The 21,391-nt window shown below is 68.6% G+C and carries 20 protein-coding genes; 7 read left to right on the top strand and 13 right to left on the bottom strand.

Annotated elements, in window-relative coordinates; translation table 11 throughout:
* The first annotated feature begins 267 nt into the window (after nt 1–267).
* On the top strand, nt 268–2,337 hold the full coding sequence (gene pta, locus ACRB8A_RS15260) for a phosphate acetyltransferase (protein ID WP_056596586.1): 2,070 nt from the start codon (nt 268–270) through the stop codon (nt 2,335–2,337).
* An 81-nt stretch (nt 2,338–2,418) separates the two neighbouring features.
* Here the strand turns inward: pta and ACRB8A_RS15255 are convergent, their stop codons facing one another.
* On the bottom strand, nt 2,419–2,718 hold the full coding sequence (locus ACRB8A_RS15255) for a hypothetical protein (protein WP_432245036.1): 300 nt from the start codon (nt 2,716–2,718) through the stop codon (nt 2,419–2,421).
* A gap of 180 nt (nt 2,719–2,898) precedes the next feature.
* On the opposite strand from ACRB8A_RS15255, the gene ACRB8A_RS15250 reads away from it, so the two are divergent.
* From ACRB8A_RS15250 to ACRB8A_RS15240, 3 genes are all read left to right on the top strand, one after another.
* Nucleotides 2,899–3,336, top strand: a complete 438-nt coding sequence (locus tag ACRB8A_RS15250; protein WP_432245035.1) for a hypothetical protein — start codon at nt 2,899–2,901, stop codon at nt 3,334–3,336.
* Nucleotides 3,333–3,638, top strand: coding sequence for a winged helix-turn-helix domain-containing protein (locus ACRB8A_RS15245; protein WP_432245034.1), 306 nt, complete (start codon nt 3,333–3,335; stop codon nt 3,636–3,638). The genes ACRB8A_RS15250 and ACRB8A_RS15245 overlap by 4 nt, the downstream gene beginning before the upstream one ends.
* Nucleotides 3,639–3,723: 85 nt before the next feature.
* On the top strand, nt 3,724–4,890 hold the full coding sequence (locus ACRB8A_RS15240; RefSeq protein ID WP_432245033.1) for an acetate kinase: 1,167 nt from the start codon (nt 3,724–3,726) through the stop codon (nt 4,888–4,890).
* Nucleotides 4,891–4,908: 18 nt separating this feature from the next.
* Here ACRB8A_RS15240 and ACRB8A_RS15235 read toward each other — a convergent pair whose 3' ends face one another.
* The 6 genes from ACRB8A_RS15235 to ACRB8A_RS15210 form a co-directional block, all read right to left on the bottom strand.
* Nucleotides 4,909–6,105: an NAD(P)/FAD-dependent oxidoreductase gene (locus ACRB8A_RS15235; protein WP_432245032.1), complete on the bottom strand. Its 1,197-nt coding sequence runs from the start codon at nt 6,103–6,105 to the stop codon at nt 4,909–4,911.
* Nucleotides 6,106–6,107: 2 nt separating this feature from the next.
* Nucleotides 6,108–6,314, bottom strand: a complete 207-nt coding sequence (locus ACRB8A_RS15230; protein ID WP_050684471.1) for a DUF2945 domain-containing protein — start codon at nt 6,312–6,314, stop codon at nt 6,108–6,110.
* A gap of 8 nt (nt 6,315–6,322) precedes the next feature.
* Nucleotides 6,323–8,812, bottom strand: coding sequence for a hypothetical protein (locus ACRB8A_RS15225; RefSeq protein WP_432245031.1), 2,490 nt, complete (start codon nt 8,810–8,812; stop codon nt 6,323–6,325).
* 6 nt (nt 8,813–8,818) lie between these two features.
* On the bottom strand, nt 8,819–9,520 hold the full coding sequence (locus tag ACRB8A_RS15220) for a hypothetical protein (protein ID WP_056596606.1): 702 nt from the start codon (nt 9,518–9,520) through the stop codon (nt 8,819–8,821).
* Between the two features lie 132 nt (nt 9,521–9,652).
* Nucleotides 9,653–11,650 (bottom strand): PKD domain-containing protein, encoded by a 1,998-nt coding sequence (locus tag ACRB8A_RS15215; RefSeq protein ID WP_432245030.1) that lies wholly within the window; start codon nt 11,648–11,650, stop codon nt 9,653–9,655.
* A 152-nt stretch (nt 11,651–11,802) separates the two neighbouring features.
* Nucleotides 11,803–14,043, bottom strand: a complete 2,241-nt coding sequence (locus ACRB8A_RS15210) for a S9 family peptidase (protein ID WP_432245029.1) — start codon at nt 14,041–14,043, stop codon at nt 11,803–11,805.
* Between the two features lie 230 nt (nt 14,044–14,273).
* Between ACRB8A_RS15210 and ACRB8A_RS15205 the strand changes: the two genes are divergently transcribed.
* On the top strand, nt 14,274–14,465 hold the full coding sequence (locus ACRB8A_RS15205) for a hypothetical protein (RefSeq protein WP_157407880.1): 192 nt from the start codon (nt 14,274–14,276) through the stop codon (nt 14,463–14,465).
* Nucleotides 14,466–14,487: 22 nt separating this feature from the next.
* Here the strand turns inward: ACRB8A_RS15205 and ACRB8A_RS15200 are convergent, their stop codons facing one another.
* From ACRB8A_RS15200 to ACRB8A_RS15185, 4 genes are all read right to left on the bottom strand, one after another.
* Nucleotides 14,488–15,390 (bottom strand): NAD(P)H-hydrate dehydratase, encoded by a 903-nt coding sequence (locus ACRB8A_RS15200; RefSeq protein WP_432245028.1) that lies wholly within the window; start codon nt 15,388–15,390, stop codon nt 14,488–14,490.
* Nucleotides 15,374–16,153, bottom strand: a complete 780-nt coding sequence (locus tag ACRB8A_RS15195; protein ID WP_432245027.1) for a histidine phosphatase family protein — start codon at nt 16,151–16,153, stop codon at nt 15,374–15,376. The genes ACRB8A_RS15200 and ACRB8A_RS15195 overlap by 17 nt, the downstream gene beginning before the upstream one ends.
* Before the next feature lie 99 nt (nt 16,154–16,252).
* Nucleotides 16,253–17,323: an LCP family protein gene (locus ACRB8A_RS15190; RefSeq protein ID WP_432245026.1), complete on the bottom strand. Its 1,071-nt coding sequence runs from the start codon at nt 17,321–17,323 to the stop codon at nt 16,253–16,255.
* Between the two features lie 182 nt (nt 17,324–17,505).
* A complete protein-coding gene (locus tag ACRB8A_RS15185) occupies nt 17,506–18,120 on the bottom strand; it encodes a low molecular weight phosphatase family protein (protein WP_432245025.1) in 615 nt (204 codons plus the stop codon).
* Nucleotides 18,121–18,334: 214 nt separating this feature from the next.
* On the opposite strand from ACRB8A_RS15185, the gene ACRB8A_RS15180 reads away from it, so the two are divergent.
* Complete coding sequence (locus tag ACRB8A_RS15180) at nt 18,335–18,967, top strand: PAS and ANTAR domain-containing protein (RefSeq protein ID WP_056597415.1); 633 nt, start codon at nt 18,335–18,337, stop codon at nt 18,965–18,967.
* Between the two features lie 112 nt (nt 18,968–19,079).
* Entirely contained in the window at nt 19,080–19,916 is an 837-nt protein-coding gene (locus ACRB8A_RS15175; protein ID WP_432245024.1) for an alpha/beta fold hydrolase, read from the top strand.
* Between the two features lie 72 nt (nt 19,917–19,988).
* On the opposite strand, the gene ACRB8A_RS15170 is transcribed toward ACRB8A_RS15175, so the two are convergent.
* Both ACRB8A_RS15170 and ACRB8A_RS15165 read right to left on the bottom strand, forming a co-directional pair.
* Nucleotides 19,989–20,624: a hypothetical protein gene (locus ACRB8A_RS15170; protein ID WP_432245023.1), complete on the bottom strand. Its 636-nt coding sequence runs from the start codon at nt 20,622–20,624 to the stop codon at nt 19,989–19,991.
* 73 nt (nt 20,625–20,697) lie between these two features.
* Entirely contained in the window at nt 20,698–21,384 is a 687-nt protein-coding gene (locus ACRB8A_RS15165) for a class F sortase (protein WP_432245022.1), read from the bottom strand.
* Between the last annotated feature and the right edge of the window lie 7 nt (nt 21,385–21,391).

The raw sequence follows: 21,391 nt of genomic DNA, 5'->3' as shown, positions 1-21,391 counted from the left end.
ATTGCCTCCAGCTTTATTTACCGAATGTTCATTAGGTAATCCCATCGGGGGGTCCGGTGTCAAGGGCGCCCCTCCCCAACTGACTCGCAGTTGTTGTCGTTTTGAGGGCGCAAAACGACAACAACTGCGAGTCAGTTGGGTGAGGAGGGGCTGGGAGCCGGCCACTCGCAGGGGGCGTGTCCGGCACCACGCGGGCCGGACGGCCCAAGCCCGCCAACAAGTGCAAGGATGGATGGACCGGCACCAGCAAACAGCAAAGGGCGGACCATGGCCAAAGGCATTTACGTCAGCGCAACCACCCCCGGCTCGGGCAAATCCCTGGTGGCCCTGGGCCTGGCGGACACCCTGCACCGGCATGCGGACAGGATCGGTTTCTTCAAGCCCGTGGTCCACGGCAAGGTGGCGGCGGACGATCCCATGGTGGCCCTGATGAAGTCCCGGTTCGCCCTGGAGGATGAGCGCTGCCGCGGCGGGCTCACGTTCGAGGAGGTCCGCGGCCTGCTGGCGGATGGCCGGCGTGCTGACATCGATGCCCGCTGCGTCGAGATCTTCGCCGAGATTTCCCGGCACTGCGACGTGGTGATCGTGGAAGGAACAGACCTCACCGGCCAGGACGCCGCCGTCGAGTTCGACCTCAACGCCCGCCTGGCCAACAACCTGGCCGCACCCGTGGTGGCGGTGGTGGGCGCCAAGGGGCGGACCGTGGCGGAGGCTGCGGCCGCCGTCGAGGTTGCCAGGAAGGAGCTCCTGGCGGAAAAGTGCTCGCTGCTGGCCATCATGGTGAACCGCGCCGACCCGGAAGACCTGGCGGACATCGCCGCTGCCGTGAAACCCGGCGCCTCCGGCCGGCCCGTGTACGTGCTGCCCGAGCTGGACGAAATTGCCCGCCCCACCACGGGTGAGGTGGCCGCGGCGCTGGGCGTCCGGCAGATTGCCGGCCGCGCCGACATGGAGCGGGACGTCCGGGACATCAAGGTGGCGGCCATGAACGTGGGCAACTTCCTGAACGTGCTGGACGAGGGCGCCCTGGTGATTGTGCCGGGCGACCGGGCCGACGTGATGGTGGCCTGCCTGGCATCCTCCTTCTCGCCTGAATTCCCGGTGCCGTCCGGCCTCATCCTCACGGGTGGGCTGGCTCCCGACGCCAACATCTACCCGCTCCTGGCGCAGGCTCCGTTCCCGGTCTTTGCCTCCAGCCAGGACACCTACACCACGGCCCGCCGGGTGGCGGAGGTCCGGAGCGAGATCTGGTCCGGACACCGCCGCAAGGTGGCCTCGGCGTTGGGCCTGTGGTCCCGCCGCGTTGACGAAGCCGAGCTGGTGGAACGCCTGCACCTGCCCCGGGCGGAGCGGATGACCCCGCTGCGGTTCCTGCACGACCTGATCGAACGGGCCCGGACCCAGCGGCGGCACGTGGTCCTGCCCGAGGGGACGGACGTCAGGATCCTGCGTGCTGCCGAGATCCTGCACCGCCGCGACGTCTGCGACCTGACCGTCCTGGGCCCGGAAACCGACGTCCGCGAGCTGGCGGCAGGCAGCGGCATTGACCTTTCCGGCATCAACGTGGTGGACCCGGCAACATCCCCGCTCCGGCAGCAGTTCGCGGAGAAGTACGCCGAGCTGCGGGCACACAAGGGCGTGGACTTGCCCAAAGCCCTGGAAATCATGCAGGATGTCAGCTATTTCGGCACCATGATGGTCCAGCTGGGAGTGGTGGACGGCATGGTGTCCGGGGCCGCACACACCACGGCCCACACCATCCGGCCCGCCCTGGAATTCGTCAAAACGCGGGACGGCGTGAAGATCGTGTCCTCGGTGTTCCTGATGCTGATGCCGGACCGGGTCCTGGTTTATGGCGACTGCGCCGTGAACCCCGATCCCAATGTGGAGCAGCTGGCGGACATCGCCCTGGCGTCCGCGGAGACCGCCGTGCAGTTCGGGGTGGAGCCGCGTGTGGCCATGCTGTCCTACTCCACCGGCGGCTCCGGCTCGGGGGAGGCCGTGGACGAGGTGCGGCAGGCCACCGACCTGGTGCGCCAGCGCCGCCCGGACCTCGCTGTCGAGGGTCCCATCCAGTACGACGCCGCCGTGGACGCCTCGATTGCCGCGTCCAAAATGCCCGGCTCCACAGTGGCCGGGCAGGCGACGGTGTTCATTTTCCCCGACTTGAACACCGGCAACAATACGTACAAGGCCGTGCAGCAAAGTTCCGGCGCCGTGGCCGTGGGGCCCGTCCTGCAGGGCCTGCGCAAACCGGTCAACGACCTCTCCCGCGGCTGCACGGTGGAGGACATCGTCAACACCGTGGCCATCACGGCCATCCAGGCGCAGGCCTGACACGGCGCCGCTGCCGCAGGAATCCGCGGAGACAGACGACGCCGGCACCTGGCTAAGGTGCCGGCGCCGCCTCCTGCGGGACTAGCTGTTGTCCGGTTTGGCCGGGCTGTCCGGGTCCTCCTGCTTGGCGGGCTCGTCGGAGAGTCCCTGCGGGGTCAGGTCCAGGTCCTCAGGGTTCTCCGGCTGCTCTGCGGCGTCACCGGTCTGGCCCGCCTTGGCGCTTCCGGTATCGTCCAGGGCCGGGTTGGCGCCTTCGGTGCCGGTGGGGTCCTTGGTGCCGGAGCCGGCGTCGTGCTCTTTCCCGCTGTCCAGCGGCGCGGTGCTGCTGGACCCCGTGTTGGTGGGGTCGTTGTCTTCGGTGTGGTTGGTGCTGTTCGGCATGGAATTTCCTCCCGGGCGTGGTGCAGCGTGTGTGTTGACCATAAGCACACGGTCCGGCCATTCGCAACGGCGGGTGCTTTGATGTGAACTTTCCCGCTGAGCCCTGGAAAGTACTTGACATATTGGAAAGTACTTTCTTAGGGTGGAGTCAACAACCAGGCACCCACCGGAAGGCACACCATGGACAGCCAGAGCCCCACCTCAGCCGAAGCACTTGAGCTCCTGGCCCGCGCCGAAAGCCTCGGCAGATCGGCCACCAGAACCGCCGGCTGGCCGGCCGCCGTCACATTCACCAGCCTGGCCATCCTGGGCTCGCTGCTGATGGTCGGCTTCCACATCGTGGCCACTACAGGCTACGGAGCCCCGCTGCTGGCCGGGTCCATCGGTGTCTGGGCTGCAGTGATCTCCTGCATCATTCCCATCTTCCAACGGTCCGCGAAAACCGGTTTCACCCGCCGGTTCCTGACCTCCCTGTTCGGCTTCTTCTTCCTGTACGTGCTCGCCATCGTGGTGGGCGTTGTCCGCTTCAGCGACGGCAACCTGGCGTACTACATGAGCGCCGCCGTCGCGCTTGCAGGCTTTGGCCTGTCCCAGGCGCTCCGCGAACTCCGCTCATGAGCACCGGTCCTGAACACCCGCGGCACCGGCTGGATGACCTGGTCCACTCGCCGGTGAGGTTTTCCATCATGGCGGCGTTGGCCGGGGCGGAGACCATGGATTTCAAGGACCTCCGCGATGCCATCCAGGTCAGCGACTCGGTGCTGAGCAAGCAGCTGTCCATCCTGGAGAAGGCCGGGCATGTGCAGATCCGCAAGAGCTTCGTTGGCAAGCTGCCCCGCACTTCCGCCAGCCTGTCCAAAGCCGGCACGGACGCCTGGCGTGCGCACCTGCAGACCCTGCGGGACATCGCCGGAGGATAGGGTCGGCGCAGGATCCGCAGCAGCGGGGGACCGCCCGATAGGCTGGGACCGGAACTGCAGGCGCGCGGCTCAGGAGGCCCCACTCATGCTCGTACTGGTCATCAACTCCGGTTCATCCTCGCTCAAGTACCAGGTGCGCGACGTGGCGGCGGGAAGCGTCCTGACGGAGGGCCTGATCGAAAAGATCGGCGTGGGCAACGGCGGCGGCGGGGACGGCGAAACCGTGGGCCCGCGCGACCACGCCGAAGCGCTGGAGCAGGTGGACGCCGCCATCCAGCAGGACCTGGGCGACCTGACGCTCGACGCCGTCGGGCACCGGGTGGTGCACGGCGGCGAGCGGTTCGCCGAACCCGTGCTGATCGACAACGAGATCACCCGCGCCATCGAGCGGCTCAACCCGCTGGCGCCCCTGCATAACCCGGCCAACGTGCTGGGGATCCGGGCCATTGCCAAAAAATGGCCGGACATGCCGCAGGTGGCGGTTTTCGACACCGCTTTCCACCGCACCCTCCCCGAGCACGCCTGGCGGTACGCCGTCCCGGACGAGCTTTACACCAACCACGGCATCCGCCGGTACGGGTTCCACGGCACCTCGCACGAGTACGTCACCCGGCAGGCGGCCGCGCTGCTGGACCTGCCCGTGGACGAGTTCGACGGCGTGATCGCCCACCTGGGTAACGGCGCGTCCGTCACGGCCATCCGCGGCGGCCACTCGCTGGACACGTCCATGGGCTTCACTCCCCTCGAAGGCCTGGTCATGGGCACCCGGTCCGGCGACCTGGACCCCTCCATCCTGGTGTTCCTGGGCCGTGCAGGCTGGACCCCGGAAGACCTGGACACCCTGCTCAACCGGGAGTCCGGCCTGAAGGGGCTGGCCGGCAACAATGACATGCGCTCCGTGGTGGACGCCGCGGAGTCCGGCGACGCCAGGGCAGCCACCGCCCTGGCCGTCACGTCCTACCGGCTGGCCAAGTACATCGGCGGCTACCACGTGGCCGTGGGCGGGGCGAAGGCGCTGGTGTTCACCGCCGGCATCGGCGAGAACTCGCACCAGTTCCGTGCCCTCGTGGCGGACCGGCTAAGTGCCTTGGGTGTGGAGCTCGACGCCGGCCTGAACAGTGTCCGGACCAGGGAACCGCGCGTGATTTCCACGCCGGAGTCAGGGTTGCCGGTCCTGGTGGTCCCCACCGATGAGGAGCGGGCCATCGCGGAGGCGACGGCCGCAGTCGTCAATCTCCCCGCGGCCACCTAACCCACGGCGGGAACCCGTTCACGCCCGGCCCTTCAGGATCAGGTTCCAGTAGACCTGCGGGAAGATGTCCCGGTCCACCACCCAGGACAGCCGGCTTTCGTTCCAGGTGGGCACGCGGGGGATGCTGGGCCGGGGGCGGTACCGGTCATCGAACTCCGCGAACACCACCGTGGAGCGCGACACCGTAAAGGGGCAGACGGAATACCCGTCGTACTTGGCCGGCAGCGCCTTGCCCTTCCGGGCGGCGACGAGGTTCTGCGCCACCACCTTGGTCTGCTTGCGCAGGGCCCCGCCGGACTTTGAATTGGTGGTGCCGGCGGCGTCGCCCAGCGACCAGACATTGGGGTAGCGGAGGTGCCGCAGGGTCTGCCGGTCCACGTCGACGAAGCCGCCCGGTTCGCCCGGCGCCGGCAGGTCCGTGGCCTTGAGCCAGTCCGGAGCCGACTGCGGCGGCACGGCGTTCAGGACGTCGTAGCGGAGGGCTTCCTCCGCCCCGGACCCGGTGTCCCGGATGGTGGCCACCTGCGAGCCGGCGTCCACTGCCACCAGCTCGCTGTTGGTCCGGAGTTCGATGCCGTATTCGGCAATCTTCCGGTCCAGCTCGTCGTCGATTTCGGGGACGCCGAACACGGTGGGGTAGGGCTGGACCATCACCACGCGGATGCTGTCCAGCACGCCCTGTTCGCGCCAGTAGTCGCAGGCAAGGTACATGGGTTTCTGGCTGGCGCCGCCGCACTTGATGGGCCCGGCCGGCATGGTGAACACAGCGGTCCCGGAGGTCATGCCGCTGAGCAGGGTCCAGGTCTTGGGCGCCAGCTCAAACTCGTAGTGCGACGAGCCGTGCGCTGAGTGGACGGCCTCGGCCAGCCCGGGCACCGCGTCCCAGTCATATTGCAGGCCCGGGCACACCACCAGCTGTCCGTAGGCCACCTCGGCGCCGGAGGCCAGGGTCACAGTGTTGGCGGCGGCGTCGATGGCGGCGGCGCCGTCGTGGATCCACGTGACGCCCGTCGGAGTGACGGACAGCTGGCTGCGGATGGCTTCCGTGGCCTGCGCCCGCCCGCCGGCGATATGGGAGAAAAGCGGCTGGTAGAGGTGGTGGTCCTTGGGCTCGACCACCGCCACATCCGTGACGCCGTAGCGGTGCAGGCGCGCGGCCAGGGAGATCCCGGCGTTGCCACCGCCGATGATCAGGACCTCGTGCCGGGCGGCCACGGCTACTTCTTCTCGCTCAGGGCCGAGGCCTTGTGCGCGGCGCGTGCACCGGTTTTGGCCGACTCCACCACATACTGCGGCTCGTCCTTGCTGGCGCGGTGCGTGTTGCCGTCCAGTTCGAAGTCGCTGGTCTTCTTTTCCACGATTTTCCCGTGCGTTTTGCCCTGGGGCGTGTTCCATTCCACGGACGTTCCCTTGCTCAATGACATCTGCTCTCCTAGCGGGGTGGTGCGGTGGGTTGGGGCTCGCCGGCGGGTGTTGTGCCCCCAGTATCCGCCGTGGGGGCCGCCGGCTCAACGGGTGCGTCCGACGCCGGCAGGCCACCTATGGCGGGTTGCGTCGCCGGTGCGGTGGTAGGGGCAGTCCCTGCCGGGTCCGCCGGGGCCGTCCCCGTTGGAACCGGTACGCTGCCGGAACCGGAGCCGGAACTGGAGCCTGTGGGGCCGGTGGCCGGCTGGCCGCTGGGGGCAGGCGTTGCGCCCGGGCCGGGTGTTGTCCCCGGGGCGGGCGTTCCGCCGGGACCGGCGGAAGTGGCCGGGGAGGGTCCGGTGGACGGCGCGGTCCGGGCCGCAGCGGGATCAGCTTTGACGATCGCAGTGATGCGGTCCTTGTAGGCCGAAAGCCGGCCCTGGATGGAGGCCAGCGGTTGGTTGCGGAGGGTCCGGCCATAGTCGGCGATCTCCGCCCACAGTGCCTCGAGCTGCCCCTGGCTGTCCGTGCCGAGGGGGCCGTCCAGCGTCAGGACCAGCTGGCTTGCCAAGGCGTACGTGAGGCAGTCCCTGCAGTTGTAGTTGGCTGCCGCGGACAGGTTTTCCGGAACAACAACGTCCGCCTCACCCACAATCAGCACCACCTGGAAGCCGACGGCCACGGCCGCGCAGTCCGCGCAGTCGGCGAAGGCGTAGGCCTCGTTGCGGGTGTCCACGTGCCCGCTGTCGTCGGCCCACACGAGCGCAAACGCCACGCTGTACTTGACCGAACCGTCAGTGGTGTTGACCGCCAGGGCCTGGTTGCCGTCGCCTTCGGGCGCGGCGGGCCGGTCGAACGGGAACACCCACGACGGCGCCGCATCCGTCCCGGAGCCGGCGGGCTGCGCGGACCCTGCCGCCGCCTTTTCGGCCGGAACCAGCACCATCCCCAGCCGTGGGTTGTCCCGGGTGGGCATGGGCTCACCCTGGGGCCACAGCGCCACGGTGCTGCCGGCAGTGCCTTCGCGCAGGATGGTGCTGCCCTGCGGAAGGACAGTGGCCGCGGCGTCGGCGAGGGTGCCGCGTTCGTACGGCTGCACGGGCCGGTACGTCCCGCCGTCGGGCCACCATGCCCAGGCCAGCCCGGCAAGCAGCGCCACGATGGCACCCATGGCTGCCGTCCGGTGCAGCGCCCGGCCGGCCGTTTTGCGCCACAGGCCGGTGACCAGCTGCCGGAGCAGCCGCAGGAAGATGTACAGCATGCCCAGGACGGGGAGGACGACGGCGGCGATCGCCAGGGCGCGCACCGCGGCGCCGGCCGGGTCCCCGGCGGCGAGGCTGGCGGCGAGCAGGCCCTGCTGCGTGGCGGCGCTGGCCCAGGCGGTGCCAAGCAGCCGCGGCAGGGAAAGCACCATCATGGCCACGCTGAACAGGAGCAGCGGAACCGTAATGAGCACCCAGAGCGTCACCACGGCGCGTGCCCACGGCTTGAGCGCGCGGCTTTCGGGTTTCCCCCAATGCCACGGCAGCAGGCCCAGCAGCGTGGGCTTGATGCGCTGGAACAGGTCGGGGACGCCGGTGGCGTCCGCCAGGATGTGGTACCCGTCGTACCGCACCAGCGGCAGCAGCTGCCGGACCATCTGCAGGAGCTGGGTGACCACCACCAGCAGCAGCGCATCGAAGCCTGTGGCCCACCACAGCCCTGTGATGAGGACGGCGATGATCGCGTTGAAGTAGAGCCCGCCCAGGTCAGTGCGGAGCCGGCCGCCCCGGCCCAGCCGGTAGGAATCGGTGACGTCGGTGAAGAAGGCGGGCCAGATCAGGTACAGCCCGGCCCCCATGGCACCGGGTGTTGCGCCACCCCTGCGGGCAGCGGCGGCGTGGCCGAATTCGTGGAAACCGGCCGAAAGGATGGTGACAGCAAAAACCAACAGCAGCAGGACCGGGTTCGCGAACGCCTCGTGCGTGGCGGAGCCCAGCCCCCGCACCATCAGCACCCACCAGCTGGCGGCCAGGAACGCCGCCGTCACGGCCACCACGATCAGCGGGTTGAACAGCACCGCAAACGGGGCGGTGATCCTGCGGGTGCGTTCCGGGTCCGTCACCGTAAAACGGAAACGCATGCCCAGGAGGGGGTCCGCTTTTCTGACCTCCGGCTCCGAGCCGTCCGCCAGCCGGAGCAGGCCCATGGGCAGCAGCTGCGATTGCATCAGGGTGCCCACGTTCGCCGCGCTGACCAGCCTGCCGAAGCCCTGGCTGGTGTGGTGGGCGATTTCGGCCTCGCTCCGGCTTCCGTCCGCCGCCGCCAGCACCAGGTAGAGCAGCCGGGTCAGCTGCAGGGTCTGGCCATCAGCGCGGCGCACCAGATACGGCGCTTCGCGGTAGCCGGAGCCGTCGGACTGGCCAAGGAGCTGCACGCCGTCGGCGTGGGAAGGATTCCGCCGCTGTGTGGCGGGAGTTTCGGCAGGGGACAGCGGCGGGCCGGCCTCGGGGCGCGGCCCGCCGGTGGTCAGGCTCATCCGGACTTACTGTTCGAGGTTGGACTGCTGGTCAGCGGAGGCGTTCGCTTCGCCTTCAATGTGCTGGGTGATCAGGGCGTCCTGGTCGGCCACGGCGAAGGCGTCGCTGTCGATCGAGCCGATGTTGGCAGCCACAGCAGCGTCTATCGGGGCTGCCACGTTGGCGTTGGCTGCGACGGCGCCGTTGATGGGGGCCGCAATGTCGGCGTCTGCGGCCAGATCCACGTTGACGTTCAGCAGGTCCCCGTCCAATGCGGCTGCGGGATCGGCGGGCACAGCGCCCACATCCGGCAGGGTGCCGTCCGGCAGGGAACCGTCGGGGAGGACGCTGCCACCTTCGGAAGCGCCGCCGGCGGTGTCTTCGGGAGTGCCGCCGTCGACCGTGTCATTGCCCTGGTTGATCACGCTGTCCTGCGCGGACCCGGCATCGGCGTCCGCCACGATGCCCTGGTCAATCATGACGCCCTGGTCCGCAAGCGCCTGGGATTCGGAGCCGAAGGAAAGGATGTTGGCGGAGGCGGCGGCGTCGATCGGGGCGGCGACGTTGGCGTTCGCCGCGACGGCCAGATCGATCGGGGCGGCGGCGTCGATGCCAAGGTCCAGATCGGCGTTCAGGTCCAGGACGGAGGCAACTTCCTTGTCCGGCAAGGCGGTGGCCTGCTCTGACAGGAGTTCGTCGTCGGTGAGGGGACGCAATTCTTGTTCCATGCTTGGGCAACCTCCGGTCCGCGCGGGTTGACCTGCCCCCAGCGGGCAGCCCGACGCCAGCCAATAGTAAGCATGATTAGCATTGTTTGGGTACCCGCACGCCCGGGCACGGACCGATGTTACCGGCGCCGGCTACGGAGCACCCGCCGTGACGTTGTCCAGCAGCACGGTGACGGGGGCGTTGGTGGCGCTGCTGGAGAGGTACGTCATCAGGCCGATGCCGCCGGGTGCCTGCAGCGCCGCCGTGGTGTCCGTCGCGGACCGTTGCCAGTTGACCGGTTCGGCTGTTCCAACTTCCCAGACTTTCGCCCGGACGGTGGTGGTGCCGGTCCCGGTGACCTGGAGGCGGACGGCCAGGCGGTCGCCCACGGCGTAGTTCAGGCCCACGATGGTGGTGCCTGTTTGGATCACGGTTTCGGTGCTGCCGGCGTTGGTCCTGACCAGGGACAGGTTCACGGCGCCCGTGGCGGTCAGGCCCGCCTTGGCACGGTATTCACCGGCGCCGGCAATCCGGCGTCCCGCCACGGAGAGGTACAGCCCGGAGCCCGAAGCGGGTTTGTCGGTGGCGAGCTCCAGAGTCAGGTTGGTGGCGGACGAACTGACCGATCCCAGGGCCACGGTGTTGCCCGACCCGGCCGTGGGGATCCGCAGCCGTCCCGTGCCGTTGGCCACGGAGTAGTTGCCGGCGCTGCCCGCAACTGTCCAGGCCCCGCCGGTTTCCGCGCTGCCCAGCCCGTTGCTCACTGTCCTGGTGAACGTGTCCTGCGCGAACGGGCCGGTGCCGGCCGCCGTCGTAATGGCCTGGGTGGCCGTGCCGGTGGCGCCGCCGTTGTCCGTGACCGTCAGGGTGACGTTGTAGGTGCCGGCGGCCGCGTAGGCGTGCGACGGCGAGACACCGGTGCCGCTGCTGCCGTCACCGAAGTCCCAGCCGTAGTTGGTGATGGTCCCGTCCGGGTCGCTGGCCGCGGCGGCGTTGAACCCGCAGGTCAGGCCGGTGCACGACGGCGTGAAGGAAGCCGTGGGCGGTGTGTTGGTGCCCGTGGCCCCGACGGTGAAAGCATCCGAAAAAGCGCCGTCGGTGGCGACGAAGCCGGCGCTGAGGGTTGATTCCGTGAATTTCAGGTCCAGCAGCCCGTGGCTGGGGCTGGCGTTCAGGGCGGAATAGGCCGCGAAGTACGGCGCTTCCGGATCCGCAGTGTTGACGTCCCGGAGCGCCACGCCGCCGGTCCCCACCGTGGCGAAGACGGCGCCGGCGCCCTTGGCCAGGGAATTGTCAGTGTCCCGGACGCAGGCCGGGTTATAGGTGCCGGGCTGCAGCCCGGCACAGCCGGCGGCACCGGCGAGCTGCTTGCTGCGCTGGTAGTGGTGTTCGTGGCCGTTCAGGACCAGGTCCACTTTCCTGTTGAGCAGCAGGTTGGTGATGTCGGTGCCGGCAACGCAGCTGTACTGGCCGATCGACAGGCAGGGGGCGTGCATTGATGCCACCACCCACGGGATGGCAGCGGACCGGGCGCCGTCAATGGCCGCAGCTGTCCAGTTGTACCGGGCGCTGCCGGCCGCGTAATCCCAGGTGCCGTCCGGGAAGGGGATGCCGGGGGAGATGAACACAAAGCGCACCAGCGGGTTCTGCTGCGGGACGTCCACGTAGTACTGGCGCGCGTAGGTCCCCACGGCGCCGGGCAGCTGGTTGGGCAGGCAGGCGGCGAAGTCGTTGATGTTGCCGTTCTGGCCGTTGCTCTCATGGTTGCCGGAGACCAGCTGGAACGGGAAGCCCGGCCCGGTGCGGGAGGTGACAAAATCGCACCAGGCCTGCTCCGCCCCGGTGGCGCCGTAGGAGAGGTCGCCCATGGCCAGGTGCAGGTCCGGTTTGAGCTGCCCCACCCGGGCCAGGACGTCCGCTGCCGCCGTGGAGCTTGAATAGTCGCCGGCCGCCGTGACGTGCAGCTCGCCGGCAACCGCGGGGATCGGTGCGGCTTCGGCGGCGTCGGTGCTGCCCGGCAGCAGTTCCGCCAGCACGGGATGCAGCGCCACGGTGCCCGCCATGACAACGGCGGCGCTCGCCAGGATGACGGTGGCGCGGTGCCAGAACCCGGCGGTCCGCGGCTTTGCTGGGTTTTTCGGTCCGTTCACGGCTGCTTCTCCATCCGGCGGAATGCAGCACACATATTTTGTGTGTTTTGTGAACCATAGGCCTGGCTCCGGCAGCATGCCAGAGCGCGCGGTACCTGGATTTCAGGCACGGACTACCCGGTTCCGCGCCTGCTGCGCGGAACCGGCCAGGGCTATTTCAGTCCGGCCCCCGGCAGCAGTTCCTTGGCGCCCACGGAGTCCGCGATGAAGGCGTAATCCCAGGCCCGCTCGCGCCACTGGACGTACCGGCCGGACGCGCCGCCGTGGCCGCCGTCCATTTCGATCTTCATCACCACCGGTTCGGATCCGGTAGTGTGGTTCCGCAGTTCCTGCACCCATTTGGCCGGCTCCACGTACAGGACCCGGGTGTCGTTGAAGGAGGTCACAGCAGCGATCCGCGGGTACGCCACATCACGCACGTTCTCGTATGGGGTGTAGGACTTCATGTACGCGTACACCTCGGGGTCGGTGATGGGATTGCCCCATTCCTCCCACTCCAGCGCGGACAGCGGCAGCTCCGGATCCAGGATGGTGGTCAGCGCGTCCACAAACGGCACCTGGGCCACCACCGCGGCGTACTTCTCCGGCGCCATGTTGGCGATGGCACCCATCAGCAGGCCGCCTGCAGAGCCGCCCAGGGCAACAATCCGGGCCGGGTCCACCCAGCCGGAGCCAGCCAGCCAGTCCGTGGCGTCAACAAAGTCAGTGAAGGTGTTCTTTTTGGTGAGCTTCTTGCCGTCCTCGTACCAGTGCCGGCCCAGCTCGCCGCCGCCGCGGATGTGCGCGATCACAAACACCACGCCGCGGTCCAGCAGGGAGAGCCGGGCAATCCCGAAACCGGGATCCATGCTCATCTCATAGGAGCCGTACCCGTAAACCAGGCCGGCCGCCGTCGAGTCCCGCGGAACGGTCCTGTGCCGCAGGACCGACAGTGGGATCCTGGTGCCGTCAGCGGCGTCAGCCCATTCCCGGGTTGCCACGTAGTCACTGCCGTCGTAGCCGCCCAGCACGGGGCTTTCCTTGCGGAGCAGCAGCTCACCGGCTGGCAGCTCAGGGGTGGGCAGCACAAAGTCGTAGACACGCGACGGCGTGAAGTAGGACGTGTAGCCCAGCCGGATCACGGGCGCCGCGTAGTCCGCGCCGCCCACGCCCGCAGTGTAGAGCTCCTCGTCAAAGGCCGGCTCCACGGGTGCCTGCTGGGCCGGCGTGCCCAGCCCGGCCAGCCCCAGCACCTGGACGCGCTCGATGGTGTCCTTGCGGATGGACACCACCAGGTGCGTGGCGGTGAGGCCCGCGCCGTTGACGCGGACGTGGTCGGACGGTTCGATGACAGTCTGCCAGGTCTGCTCCGCCAGCGGCTTGGCGAGCTCGGCCGGGTCAAGGATGGAGACCATCGAGTTGATGGCACCCCGGTTGTGGGTCAGGAGGATCCGTTCGGACTTTTCGCCGTCCGGTCCTTCGAGCACAAACGGCTCCGCTTCGTAGAGCACCCGCTCATCACGTGAAATGACGGTATGCAGCTGCTGGTCCGGATCATCGAAACGCAGCAGCCGGGTCTCGCTGTATTCCGAGCAGCCGATGCCCAGGACCAGGAAACGCCGGTCGGAGGAGAGCTCAAAGCCCAGCCACATGGCGGCGTCGTCCTCCTGGTAGACCACGGTGTCCTGCTCCACCGGGGTGCCCAGGACGTGCACGCGCACCTGGTACGGGCGCCACGAGTCATCCACCACGGTGTAGAAAATGCGGGTGCCGTCCGGGGAGAAGGAGACCCCGTAAAACACATTCTCGATGACGTCCGGAAGCGGTTCACCGGTGCGCAGGTCCTTGATGCGGAGAGTGAAGCGTTCGTCGCCGGAGTTGTCCACGGCGTAGGCGTAGAGGTTGCCGTCCACCGTCACGGCAGAGCCGCCCACGGAGAAGAAAGGCTGGCCTTCGGCTTCCACGTTGCCATCCAGGAGGACTTCCTCGCCGGGAATGTCCGTCCCTGCCGCCACGGCGGGCGGGGTCCAGTCAGCCACCTTGTCCGCAGAGTCCGTGGCCTTGACGCGGCACTGGATGCCGTATTCCTTGCCCTCCACGGAGCGGCTGAAATACCACCAGCCGTCCTTGCGGTGCGGGACGGAGAGGTCGGTTTCCTGGGTGCGGCCCTTGATCTCCTGGAAGATCGCCTCGCGCAGCGGTTCCTGGTCCGCAGTGACGGCTTCCTGGTAGGCGTTCTCAGCCTTCAGGTGGGCCACCACCTCGGCGGATTCCTTGTCCCGGAGCCACTCGTAGTTGTCCACAAACGTGTCCCCATGATGGGTCCGCTCCGATGGGACCTTCCTGGCCACCGGCGGTGAAGCCTTGACGGGTGCAGGGGTGCTGGCGGAATCCTGGAGCGGCGTGGAGGTCATGGCTTCAATATATCCACCGGCCCCGACAAACCGGGGCCCGTTCGCTACCGGGTGATCCCAGCCCGCCCCACCCCCGGCCCCCACCCCCGTTGCCCTATCACTTATGGCTCCCATTCCGCCTGTTTGACGACCATAGGTGATAGGGCAACGGGGGATGGAAGGGGTGCCGGGGCCGGGCGTATCCTGTTCGAGCCAAGGCATATCCGCCCCAGCGTGAGAAGGGAAGCTCCATGACCATCCCGCCCGTGCACGAACCCGAGCCGTTTCCGCCCGAACCAGGGCCCACCACACCGGACCCGACGCAGCCCGGCTACCCCGGGCCGCCGTCGCCCGATCCCTTCCACGCCCCGGAGCCGCCTGGACCCCTGCCGGTGCCCGACCCCGGCCCGGCACCCTTGCGTCCGGACCCCACCCGGAGCTGACACGCCCGGAGCCGGGCGCCTGTCAGGTGTTGAGTTCCAGCATCAGGGCGGGCAGCTCGCCCGCCAGCTCGCCCGCCAGGAATCCCAGCGGGCCCAGCCTGCTGGCCAGGCGGTCTGCGGCGGCCGCATGCAAATGTGTCCCCCAGCAGGCCGCCTGGGCGCCGGTGGTGCCGCGGGCGCGCAGGCCCGCGATCGCGCCCGCCAGCACGTCTCCGCTGCCGGAGGTGCCCAGGCCCCCGTACCCTGTGGTGATCTCCCAGAGCCCGCCGTCACTGGCGGCAACCACCCCCTGGCAGCTCACCACGGCGCCGAACCTCCGGGCAATCTCCGCGACATCAGCCGGCAGGTCAGCAACGTCCCGGCCCAACAGGATCGCCGCTTCCGTCGGGTTGGGAGTGAGGATCAGCCGCCCGCGCCACTGATCCGGTGCCTTCTCCAGCCGTGGCAAAGCGCCCAGGGCAAAAGCATCCAGCACGACGGCGGGACCCCCCTCGGCGGGATCCCCACCAGCGGATTCCTCCCGGGCCAGCACCGCCCGCAGGAGCTCCCCGGCCAGATCCAGATCGTCCAGGCCCGGACCGATCAGCACTGCATCGGCCTGGTCCAGGTCCTCGCCGAGGAGTTCCACGCCGTCCGCCGTGACCGACCCGCCGGCTGACTCCGGAAGGGGCACCGTCCCGCATTCGGGCAGGGCCACCCCCACCTGGACGGCCGCGGAGGCAGCCACTGCCAACGTCAGCTTTCCCGCTCCCGACCGGAGCGCAGCCCTGCCGGCCAGCAGCGCGGCGCCCGGGGTTGCACGCGCGCCGCCGATCACCAGCACCGACCCCCGCGAGTACTTGTCCGATCCCGGCGCAGGCAGCGGCCAATCCCGCAGCAAGGAGGGGGTCACCGGCGTGGGCCCGGAATCAGCGGGGGCGGACACTGGCGTCTCCTGCGTGCTCGGTCACTGATACGCCCTGTTCGCTCAGGTGGCTTGCATCATTGAAGCTCTCCAGTGTCCACGGTCCATGTCCTTCCGGCCTGACAAACCGGGTGATGGACGCATTGAACACGGAGGTGCCGGCGGCAAGGTCCAGCAGTTCCTCCTCCGACATGCCCTCCAGGACATAGCGGAACAACAGGATGACGGCGTCGTGGCAGACCAGCACCACCCGGTGTCCGGTACCGGCCGTGTTCAGTTCGGCCAGGACGGAGCGCAGCCGCAGGGCCACATCCGCCCACGATTCCCCGCCAGGCGGCCGGTAGTAGAGCTTCCCCAGCCAGAGCCGCCGTTCGGCTTCCGCCGGGAAGCGTTGCTCCACCCCGTACCGGGTCAGCATGTCCAGGATGCCCAGTTCCCGGTCCCGGAGCCGTTCATCGGTCCGCAGTTGCAGCGGCCACCCGGCTTTTTCCACGGCGATCCGGGCGGTTTGCCGGGCCCGGGCATACGGCGAGGACACCACCAGGTCCGGCACCCGGTCAGGCGGAAAGCTGGCCAGCGCGCGGCCCAACGCCGCCGCCTGGTCCCGGCCGGTGCCGGAGAGGCTGACGTCCGCGTCGCGGGCGGGCACGTCGATGACCTCCACCGCCGCCTGGTCCGCCGCGCTCGCGGCGATGTTGCCTTCGCTCTCGCCGTGCCGGATCAGCAGCAGTTCCACGGCCCCGGCCTGCCGGACCTCCGCGGTCAGCCCGTCGTCGTTGTTCATGAAGGTTCACCCCGTTCAAACAGCCCGTGCAGGATGCCGGGACACTATTGTGGCCGTACCCATCAGGCCGGACATCAAACGGGGGCTCCCGGGGGAGCCTTACGGCGCCGTGAGTTCCGCGATCCGGCCGTCCCGCAGCGCAGCACCCACGGCCGCGACCCCGCCGTAATCAGGAAACAGCACCGACTGGCCGGCCACGAATCCGTCTCCGGCGGTGGGGAGGGTCATGGTCCCGATCGCATTGACGTCCAGGTTCCGCAGGCTGTAGGCCAGAACGGCCACCTGCAATGGGTCGAAGCCCTTATCCACGGTCAGGCAGCAGCCTGCAAACTCCACCAGGGACCTGACCGCCGTGACATCGTTCAGCGCTCCGCCGGCAGTGAGGCGGGCCAGGATGGCGCGGACCAGGACCTGCTGGTTGCGGACCCGCTGGAAGTCGCCGTCCACAAAGGCGTAGCGTTCGCGGGCAAACTCCAGGGCGGCCTGCCCGTCCAGGTGGTTGATCCCGGGAGTGAAGACGTGCCCGGTGTCGTGCGTGGACTGGAAAGGCAGCGCCACGGGCACATCGATGCCGCCCAGCCCATCCGTCAGCCCACGGAATCCGTGGAAGTCCAGCATTACGGTGTGCGCGATCGAGATGCCCAGCAGCGACTCCACGGTCCGTGCCGTCAGGTCGATCCCGCCCACCTCCAGGGCGGCGTTGATCTTGGCCCCGCCGTAGTCAGGGATCTCCACCCAGAGGTCCCGGTTGATGGACACGAGGGACAGGGACCTCCGGTCGGCAGGGATGTGGGCCACCATGATGGTGTCCGCCCGGTGGTCGATGGACTCGCCGGTCGCCGCCGTGAACGCGGCCGCCTCCCGAGCGCTGGCGCGGCTGTCACTGCCGATCACCAAAACGTTCATGGCAGCGGCCGCCAGGTCCGGGATGGGCTCCGGCGGGGGCGGCGGCAGGGGCACTGCGGGGGAGGGGCCGACGTCGGCCGTTGCCGTGGGTGATTCGGTGACGGGCAGCGGCAGGTCCTGGGCCGTGACGGGCGGGTTTTCCGCGCCGGTCCGGGTGAGGTTGATGGCCGCGACGACGGCCACAACGGCCAGGGCGACCGCCAGGAGGGCCGCTATCCACCGCCGCCGGTGCAGGGCCAGGGCCAGGCCGCCGGCTGAGCTCATGTCGTCCCCCACTTCGCTGTGCAGTAGTGGGATCAGTGTCCGCCCGGCACGGCCCTTTTGGCTATGGAGTTGGCCAAACTGTCACCTCCGGAACCGGGAAGCAGCCAGCCCACCCCGTTGCGCTATCACCTATGGTCCTTAAACCGGGGTTTTAGCGACCCGGAGTGATAGGGCAAGTGGTCCTAGGCGGGGGCGTTCAGCCGGGCGTGCCGCAGGATGGAAATGATGGCCGGCGCCAACTCGTCCTCCATCTGGTGGTACACCTCGGGAGCCCGGCGGTAGGGGTCGATGATGTCGTTTTCCGCACTGTCGCCGGGCAGCGACAGGTGCCGTACCCCGGCCGCGCGCGCGGGCAGGGACCGCCACAGGGCTGCGTTGCCGTCGGCAGCGGTTGCAGGGGCCGCAGCATTCGCCGCTGACCGCTCGTCCAGCACGTTGAGCATCCGGGCAAATTCGCGGATCGTGAAGGTCCGTTTGAGCATCGAGGCGTCCAGCTGCAGGACCTCGCCGCGGTGCCCGGAGGTCATGGTGAGCACCAGGTCCACTCCGCGCAGGATCCCGGGGGTCAGTTGGCGGGCGGTGAAACCCTCCGGTTCGCCGCCGTACGTCCGCACCATGTCCGCCGACAACGGCTGCATCGGATCGCCCACCATGGCCCGGGTTCCGGCGCTGGTCACTTCGAAGCCGCCCGGCACCACCTGGTTCAGCCCGGTCTGCAGCAGCCGTTCGGCCACCGGCGACCGGCAGATGTTGCCGGTGCAGACGGTCAGGATTCGTACGGGGTCGGACGTGTCCAAGGAAATTTCTCGCTCCAGCCGGTGGGGTCTTTGTTTTTCAACTTAACACGCGGGGGCCCGGCGCCGGCCCACCCGGGCGGGTGCCGCCGTCGTGCCCTCCAGAACCAAGGGCCCCCGAAGCTACCCACGGGGGAGCAGGAGGACCATAATGAAGGTAACGCGATCGGACTCAGTCCCGCTTGCCGGGCTGAAGCCGACCCAGGAGGCGGCCCGGATGAAACAGGTAAGTCCTTATACGTATTCAAGTGCGCTGGGTGACACCGAATGTGTCGCCGGTAGCTTCCGGGTGGAATTGCCCGGTTGGACGTTCACTTGGTCTGACGGCATGTACCAGCTGCACGGCTACCAGCGCGGTGAGGTGGTGCCCAGCGTCGCGCTGCTGTTCGCCCACAAACATCCTGATGACCGCGCCAAGTGCCGGGACATCGTGACGCAGGTGGCGCAGGACGGCGGATACTTTTGTATGTACCACCGGATCATTGACGCGCGCGGCCGGATCCGGCGGGTGCTGACATCAGGTGACGGCATCCTGGACGCGTCCGGGACCGTGGTGGCGCTGGAGGGCATCATGGTGGACCTGACCACCACCCTGCAGCGGGAAACGGAGCAGAGCTCCAGGGACGCGGTGGCCGGGGCGCTGTCCACCCGCAGCGTGGTGGACCAGGCCTGCGGGATCCTGATGGGCCAGCTGAAGATCTCCGCCGAGAGCGCCTTCAAAGTCCTGGCCCGCAACAGCAGCCACCGGAACATCAAGCTGGTGGTGGTGGCCACCGAGCTGGTGCAGCTGGCCGGCTCCCCGCAGGCCCACGACTACCTCGATGCTGCGGTCAGGGCGCTGGCCTCTTAGCCGCGTCGGCACAGCATGGAAAACCCCCACCCATCCAAAAGTCAGCAGGCTTACGAATAAGGGGCATCCGGGCCACCTCCTGGCCTGGAGCATCCCTACCGAGAGGTAAGCCATGACCGAAGTTACTGCGCATCACGGACTTTTCAAGGACACCAACCTGCACGTTGACGACACCGGCGGCTCCGGCCGTCCGGTGGTCCTGATCCACGGGTGGCCGCTGTCAGGCGAAGCCTTCAAGGACCAGGTACCTGCCCTCCAGGCGGCCGGCTACCGCGTGGTCACTTACGACCGGCGCGGTTTCGGCAGGAGTGACAAGCCCATGACCGGGTACACCTACGACACCCTCGCGGAGGACCTGCACGCGGTGGTGGAACAGCTGGACCTGCAGGATGCCACCCTGGTGGGCTTCTCCATGGGCGGCGGCGAAGTGGCCCGCTACTTCAGCAAATACGGTGCGGACCGGGTCCGCAGCGCAGTCTTCGCCTCGGCCGTGCCGCCGTACCTGATGCACGGCGAGGACAACCCCGACGGGCCGCTCACCAAGGAGCAGGCTGAGGGAATGACGGCGGACCTGACCAAGGACCAGGATGCCTTCTATGACGGATTCACCAAGGACTTCTTTTCCGTCGATGGCGTCCTCAAGGTCACCGAGGAGCAGCGCCAGGAAGCCTTGGCGCTCTGCCGGCAGGCGGATAAAAAGGCCGCGCTCGCCTGCATGGCGGCTTTCGCCCGCACCGACTTCCGGGAGGACCTGCCCAAGGTGGGCGTGGCCGTCCTCGTCCTGCACGGCGACGGCGACGCCACCGTGCCGCTGGAGGGCTCCGGTGCCCGCACCCATGCAGCACTTTCCAACAGCGAACTGCACGTGATCAAGGATGCCCCGCACGGCTGCAACGTCAGCCACGCTGACGAGTGGAATGCCGCCGTCGTGAACTTCCTGGCGAAGTAGCACCAGCAACCACAGCAAAAAAATTGTCCCGCTGTCCGGATGGACGGCGGGACAACTTTTGTGCCTGAGGCGTCAGGAGTGGTGCTCCACCCAGCAGGCCAGGATGGTGGTGGACAGCTGGTAGGCCAGTCCGTTGCGGGTGATGGCGTCCGGCCCCAGGGTGGCCGGCAGGTCCGATGCGTCCACCTGGAGCACAAAGTTGTCCTTCTGGAACACGGCGGACCCGTCTGCCGTTTCGTACGCCGGGAAGCCCAGGTTGGCCAGCCCTGTGATGGGTTTGGCGTCCTTGGCCAGGGCCTGCATGGCGTCGAAGTACTTCAAGGCCGTGGCCTGGTCCGCTGCTTCCTTCACCGAGATTTCCAGGGCGCCTTCGTCCAGGTGGTAGATGCAGGTGAAGGTGCTGTCCGCCCAGCTGTTGATGGTGTGCGGGTCGGTATCCAGCTTGAGGATGGTGGTGAGCCGCTCCATCGGCTGGTCACCGCACACCATCTTGGCGGCCTCGCTGGGTCCGTCGGCAGGCCGGGGTGAGGACGTTCCGCCGCCGTGGTGCCCGCCCGCATGGCTTCCGGAGGGGGAGGCGGCTGCGGAGGAAGCAGCGTCCGACGACGGCCCGGTCACCTGCCCGGGGGCGCCCGCCGCTGCAGCGCAGCCGGAGAGCAGCAGGGACGACAGTGCCAGGGACGCCAGCAGGTGAGCGTGCTTCTTCATGACTCTTCCGTCCTGGCCGCCTGCCCTGGGGCGTGCGGCCCGTTGTCAGGCTGGAAAGTCCAGCCCGGGTGGATCACTTGAGTTTCGCGTAGACCACGTAGTTGTCGTCGAAGAGGCCGGTGGCCGGATCGTAGCCGTCGCAGGTGATGAGCCGGAGCTCGGGCCCGGCGGTGTTGCCGTAGACCTCGAAGGTGGGGAAGTTGTCCTTGCCGTAGACGGCGCCGCGGTCCATCACAAACGTGGCGGTGCTGCCGTCGGCCCGGACCGCGTTGATCTCGGTGCCCGGGGTGAGTTGGCGGAGGTCCGCGAAGACGCCCTTGTTACCGCCGAGGGCGTTCACGTGGCCCAGCATGATGGCCGGTCCGCGCTCGCCGGGCGACGGCGATCCGCTGTACCAGCCGGCGGGGGCACCGTTGCCGGTGTCCTGGGGAACCTCCAGCGAGCCGTTCTCGCGCAGGCCCAGGCTCAGCAGGTCCGTGCGCAGGCTGATGGACGGGATCTCAAGCCGTACCGGTTCGGACCTGGCCAGGACCGGAAGTTCAGGGGCTGCCGGTGTGGCCGGAACGGCCGGGGCTGCTGCAGCCGGTGGCGTGGGCACCGCGGCCGAGGGACTGGCGGAAGCAGCCGCGGACGGTGCGGTGGAGGCGGTGGGTGCGGGGCCGGCGTCGGACGTTCCGGCAGCGCAGCCGGCGGTCAGGAGCAGAAGCCCGGCCGCCGCCAGGGCCCGAAGGCCCCCGCGGCGACCGGATTTCGGATGCATCACAGTG

The organism is Arthrobacter sp. G.S.26, assembly GCF_050847375.1.
GTDB lineage: Bacteria > Actinomycetota > Actinomycetes > Actinomycetales > Micrococcaceae > Arthrobacter.
Note: the sequence above shows the minus strand (reverse complement) of the source record. Positions and strands in the feature narration are given on the sequence as shown.

Excerpts from the sequence above, each read along its gene's own strand:
- pta (WP_056596586.1), top strand. The coding sequence starts at position 268 with ATGGCCAAAGGCATTTACGTCAGCGCAACCACCCCCGGCTCGGGCAAA.
- ACRB8A_RS15255 (WP_432245036.1), bottom strand. The coding sequence starts at position 2,718 with ATGCCGAACAGCACCAACCACACCGAAGACAACGACCCCACCAACACG.
- ACRB8A_RS15250 (WP_432245035.1), top strand. The coding sequence starts at position 2,899 with ATGGACAGCCAGAGCCCCACCTCAGCCGAAGCACTTGAGCTCCTGGCC.
- ACRB8A_RS15245 (WP_432245034.1), top strand. The coding sequence starts at position 3,333 with ATGAGCACCGGTCCTGAACACCCGCGGCACCGGCTGGATGACCTGGTC.
- ACRB8A_RS15240 (WP_432245033.1), top strand. The coding sequence starts at position 3,724 with ATGCTCGTACTGGTCATCAACTCCGGTTCATCCTCGCTCAAGTACCAG.
- ACRB8A_RS15230 (WP_050684471.1), bottom strand. The coding sequence starts at position 6,314 with ATGTCATTGAGCAAGGGAACGTCCGTGGAATGGAACACGCCCCAGGGC.
- ACRB8A_RS15225 (WP_432245031.1), bottom strand. The coding sequence starts at position 8,812 with ATGAGCCTGACCACCGGCGGGCCGCGCCCCGAGGCCGGCCCGCCGCTG.
- ACRB8A_RS15220 (WP_056596606.1), bottom strand. The coding sequence starts at position 9,520 with ATGGAACAAGAATTGCGTCCCCTCACCGACGACGAACTCCTGTCAGAG.
- ACRB8A_RS15210 (WP_432245029.1), bottom strand. The coding sequence starts at position 14,043 with ATGACCTCCACGCCGCTCCAGGATTCCGCCAGCACCCCTGCACCCGTC.
- ACRB8A_RS15205 (WP_157407880.1), top strand. The coding sequence starts at position 14,274 with ATGACCATCCCGCCCGTGCACGAACCCGAGCCGTTTCCGCCCGAACCA.
- ACRB8A_RS15195 (WP_432245027.1), bottom strand. The coding sequence starts at position 16,153 with ATGAACAACGACGACGGGCTGACCGCGGAGGTCCGGCAGGCCGGGGCC.
- ACRB8A_RS15190 (WP_432245026.1), bottom strand. The coding sequence starts at position 17,323 with ATGAGCTCAGCCGGCGGCCTGGCCCTGGCCCTGCACCGGCGGCGGTGG.
- ACRB8A_RS15180 (WP_056597415.1), top strand. The coding sequence starts at position 18,335 with ATGAAACAGGTAAGTCCTTATACGTATTCAAGTGCGCTGGGTGACACC.
- ACRB8A_RS15175 (WP_432245024.1), top strand. The coding sequence starts at position 19,080 with ATGACCGAAGTTACTGCGCATCACGGACTTTTCAAGGACACCAACCTG.
- ACRB8A_RS15170 (WP_432245023.1), bottom strand. The coding sequence starts at position 20,624 with ATGAAGAAGCACGCTCACCTGCTGGCGTCCCTGGCACTGTCGTCCCTG.
- ACRB8A_RS15165 (WP_432245022.1), bottom strand. The coding sequence starts at position 21,384 with ATGCATCCGAAATCCGGTCGCCGCGGGGGCCTTCGGGCCCTGGCGGCG.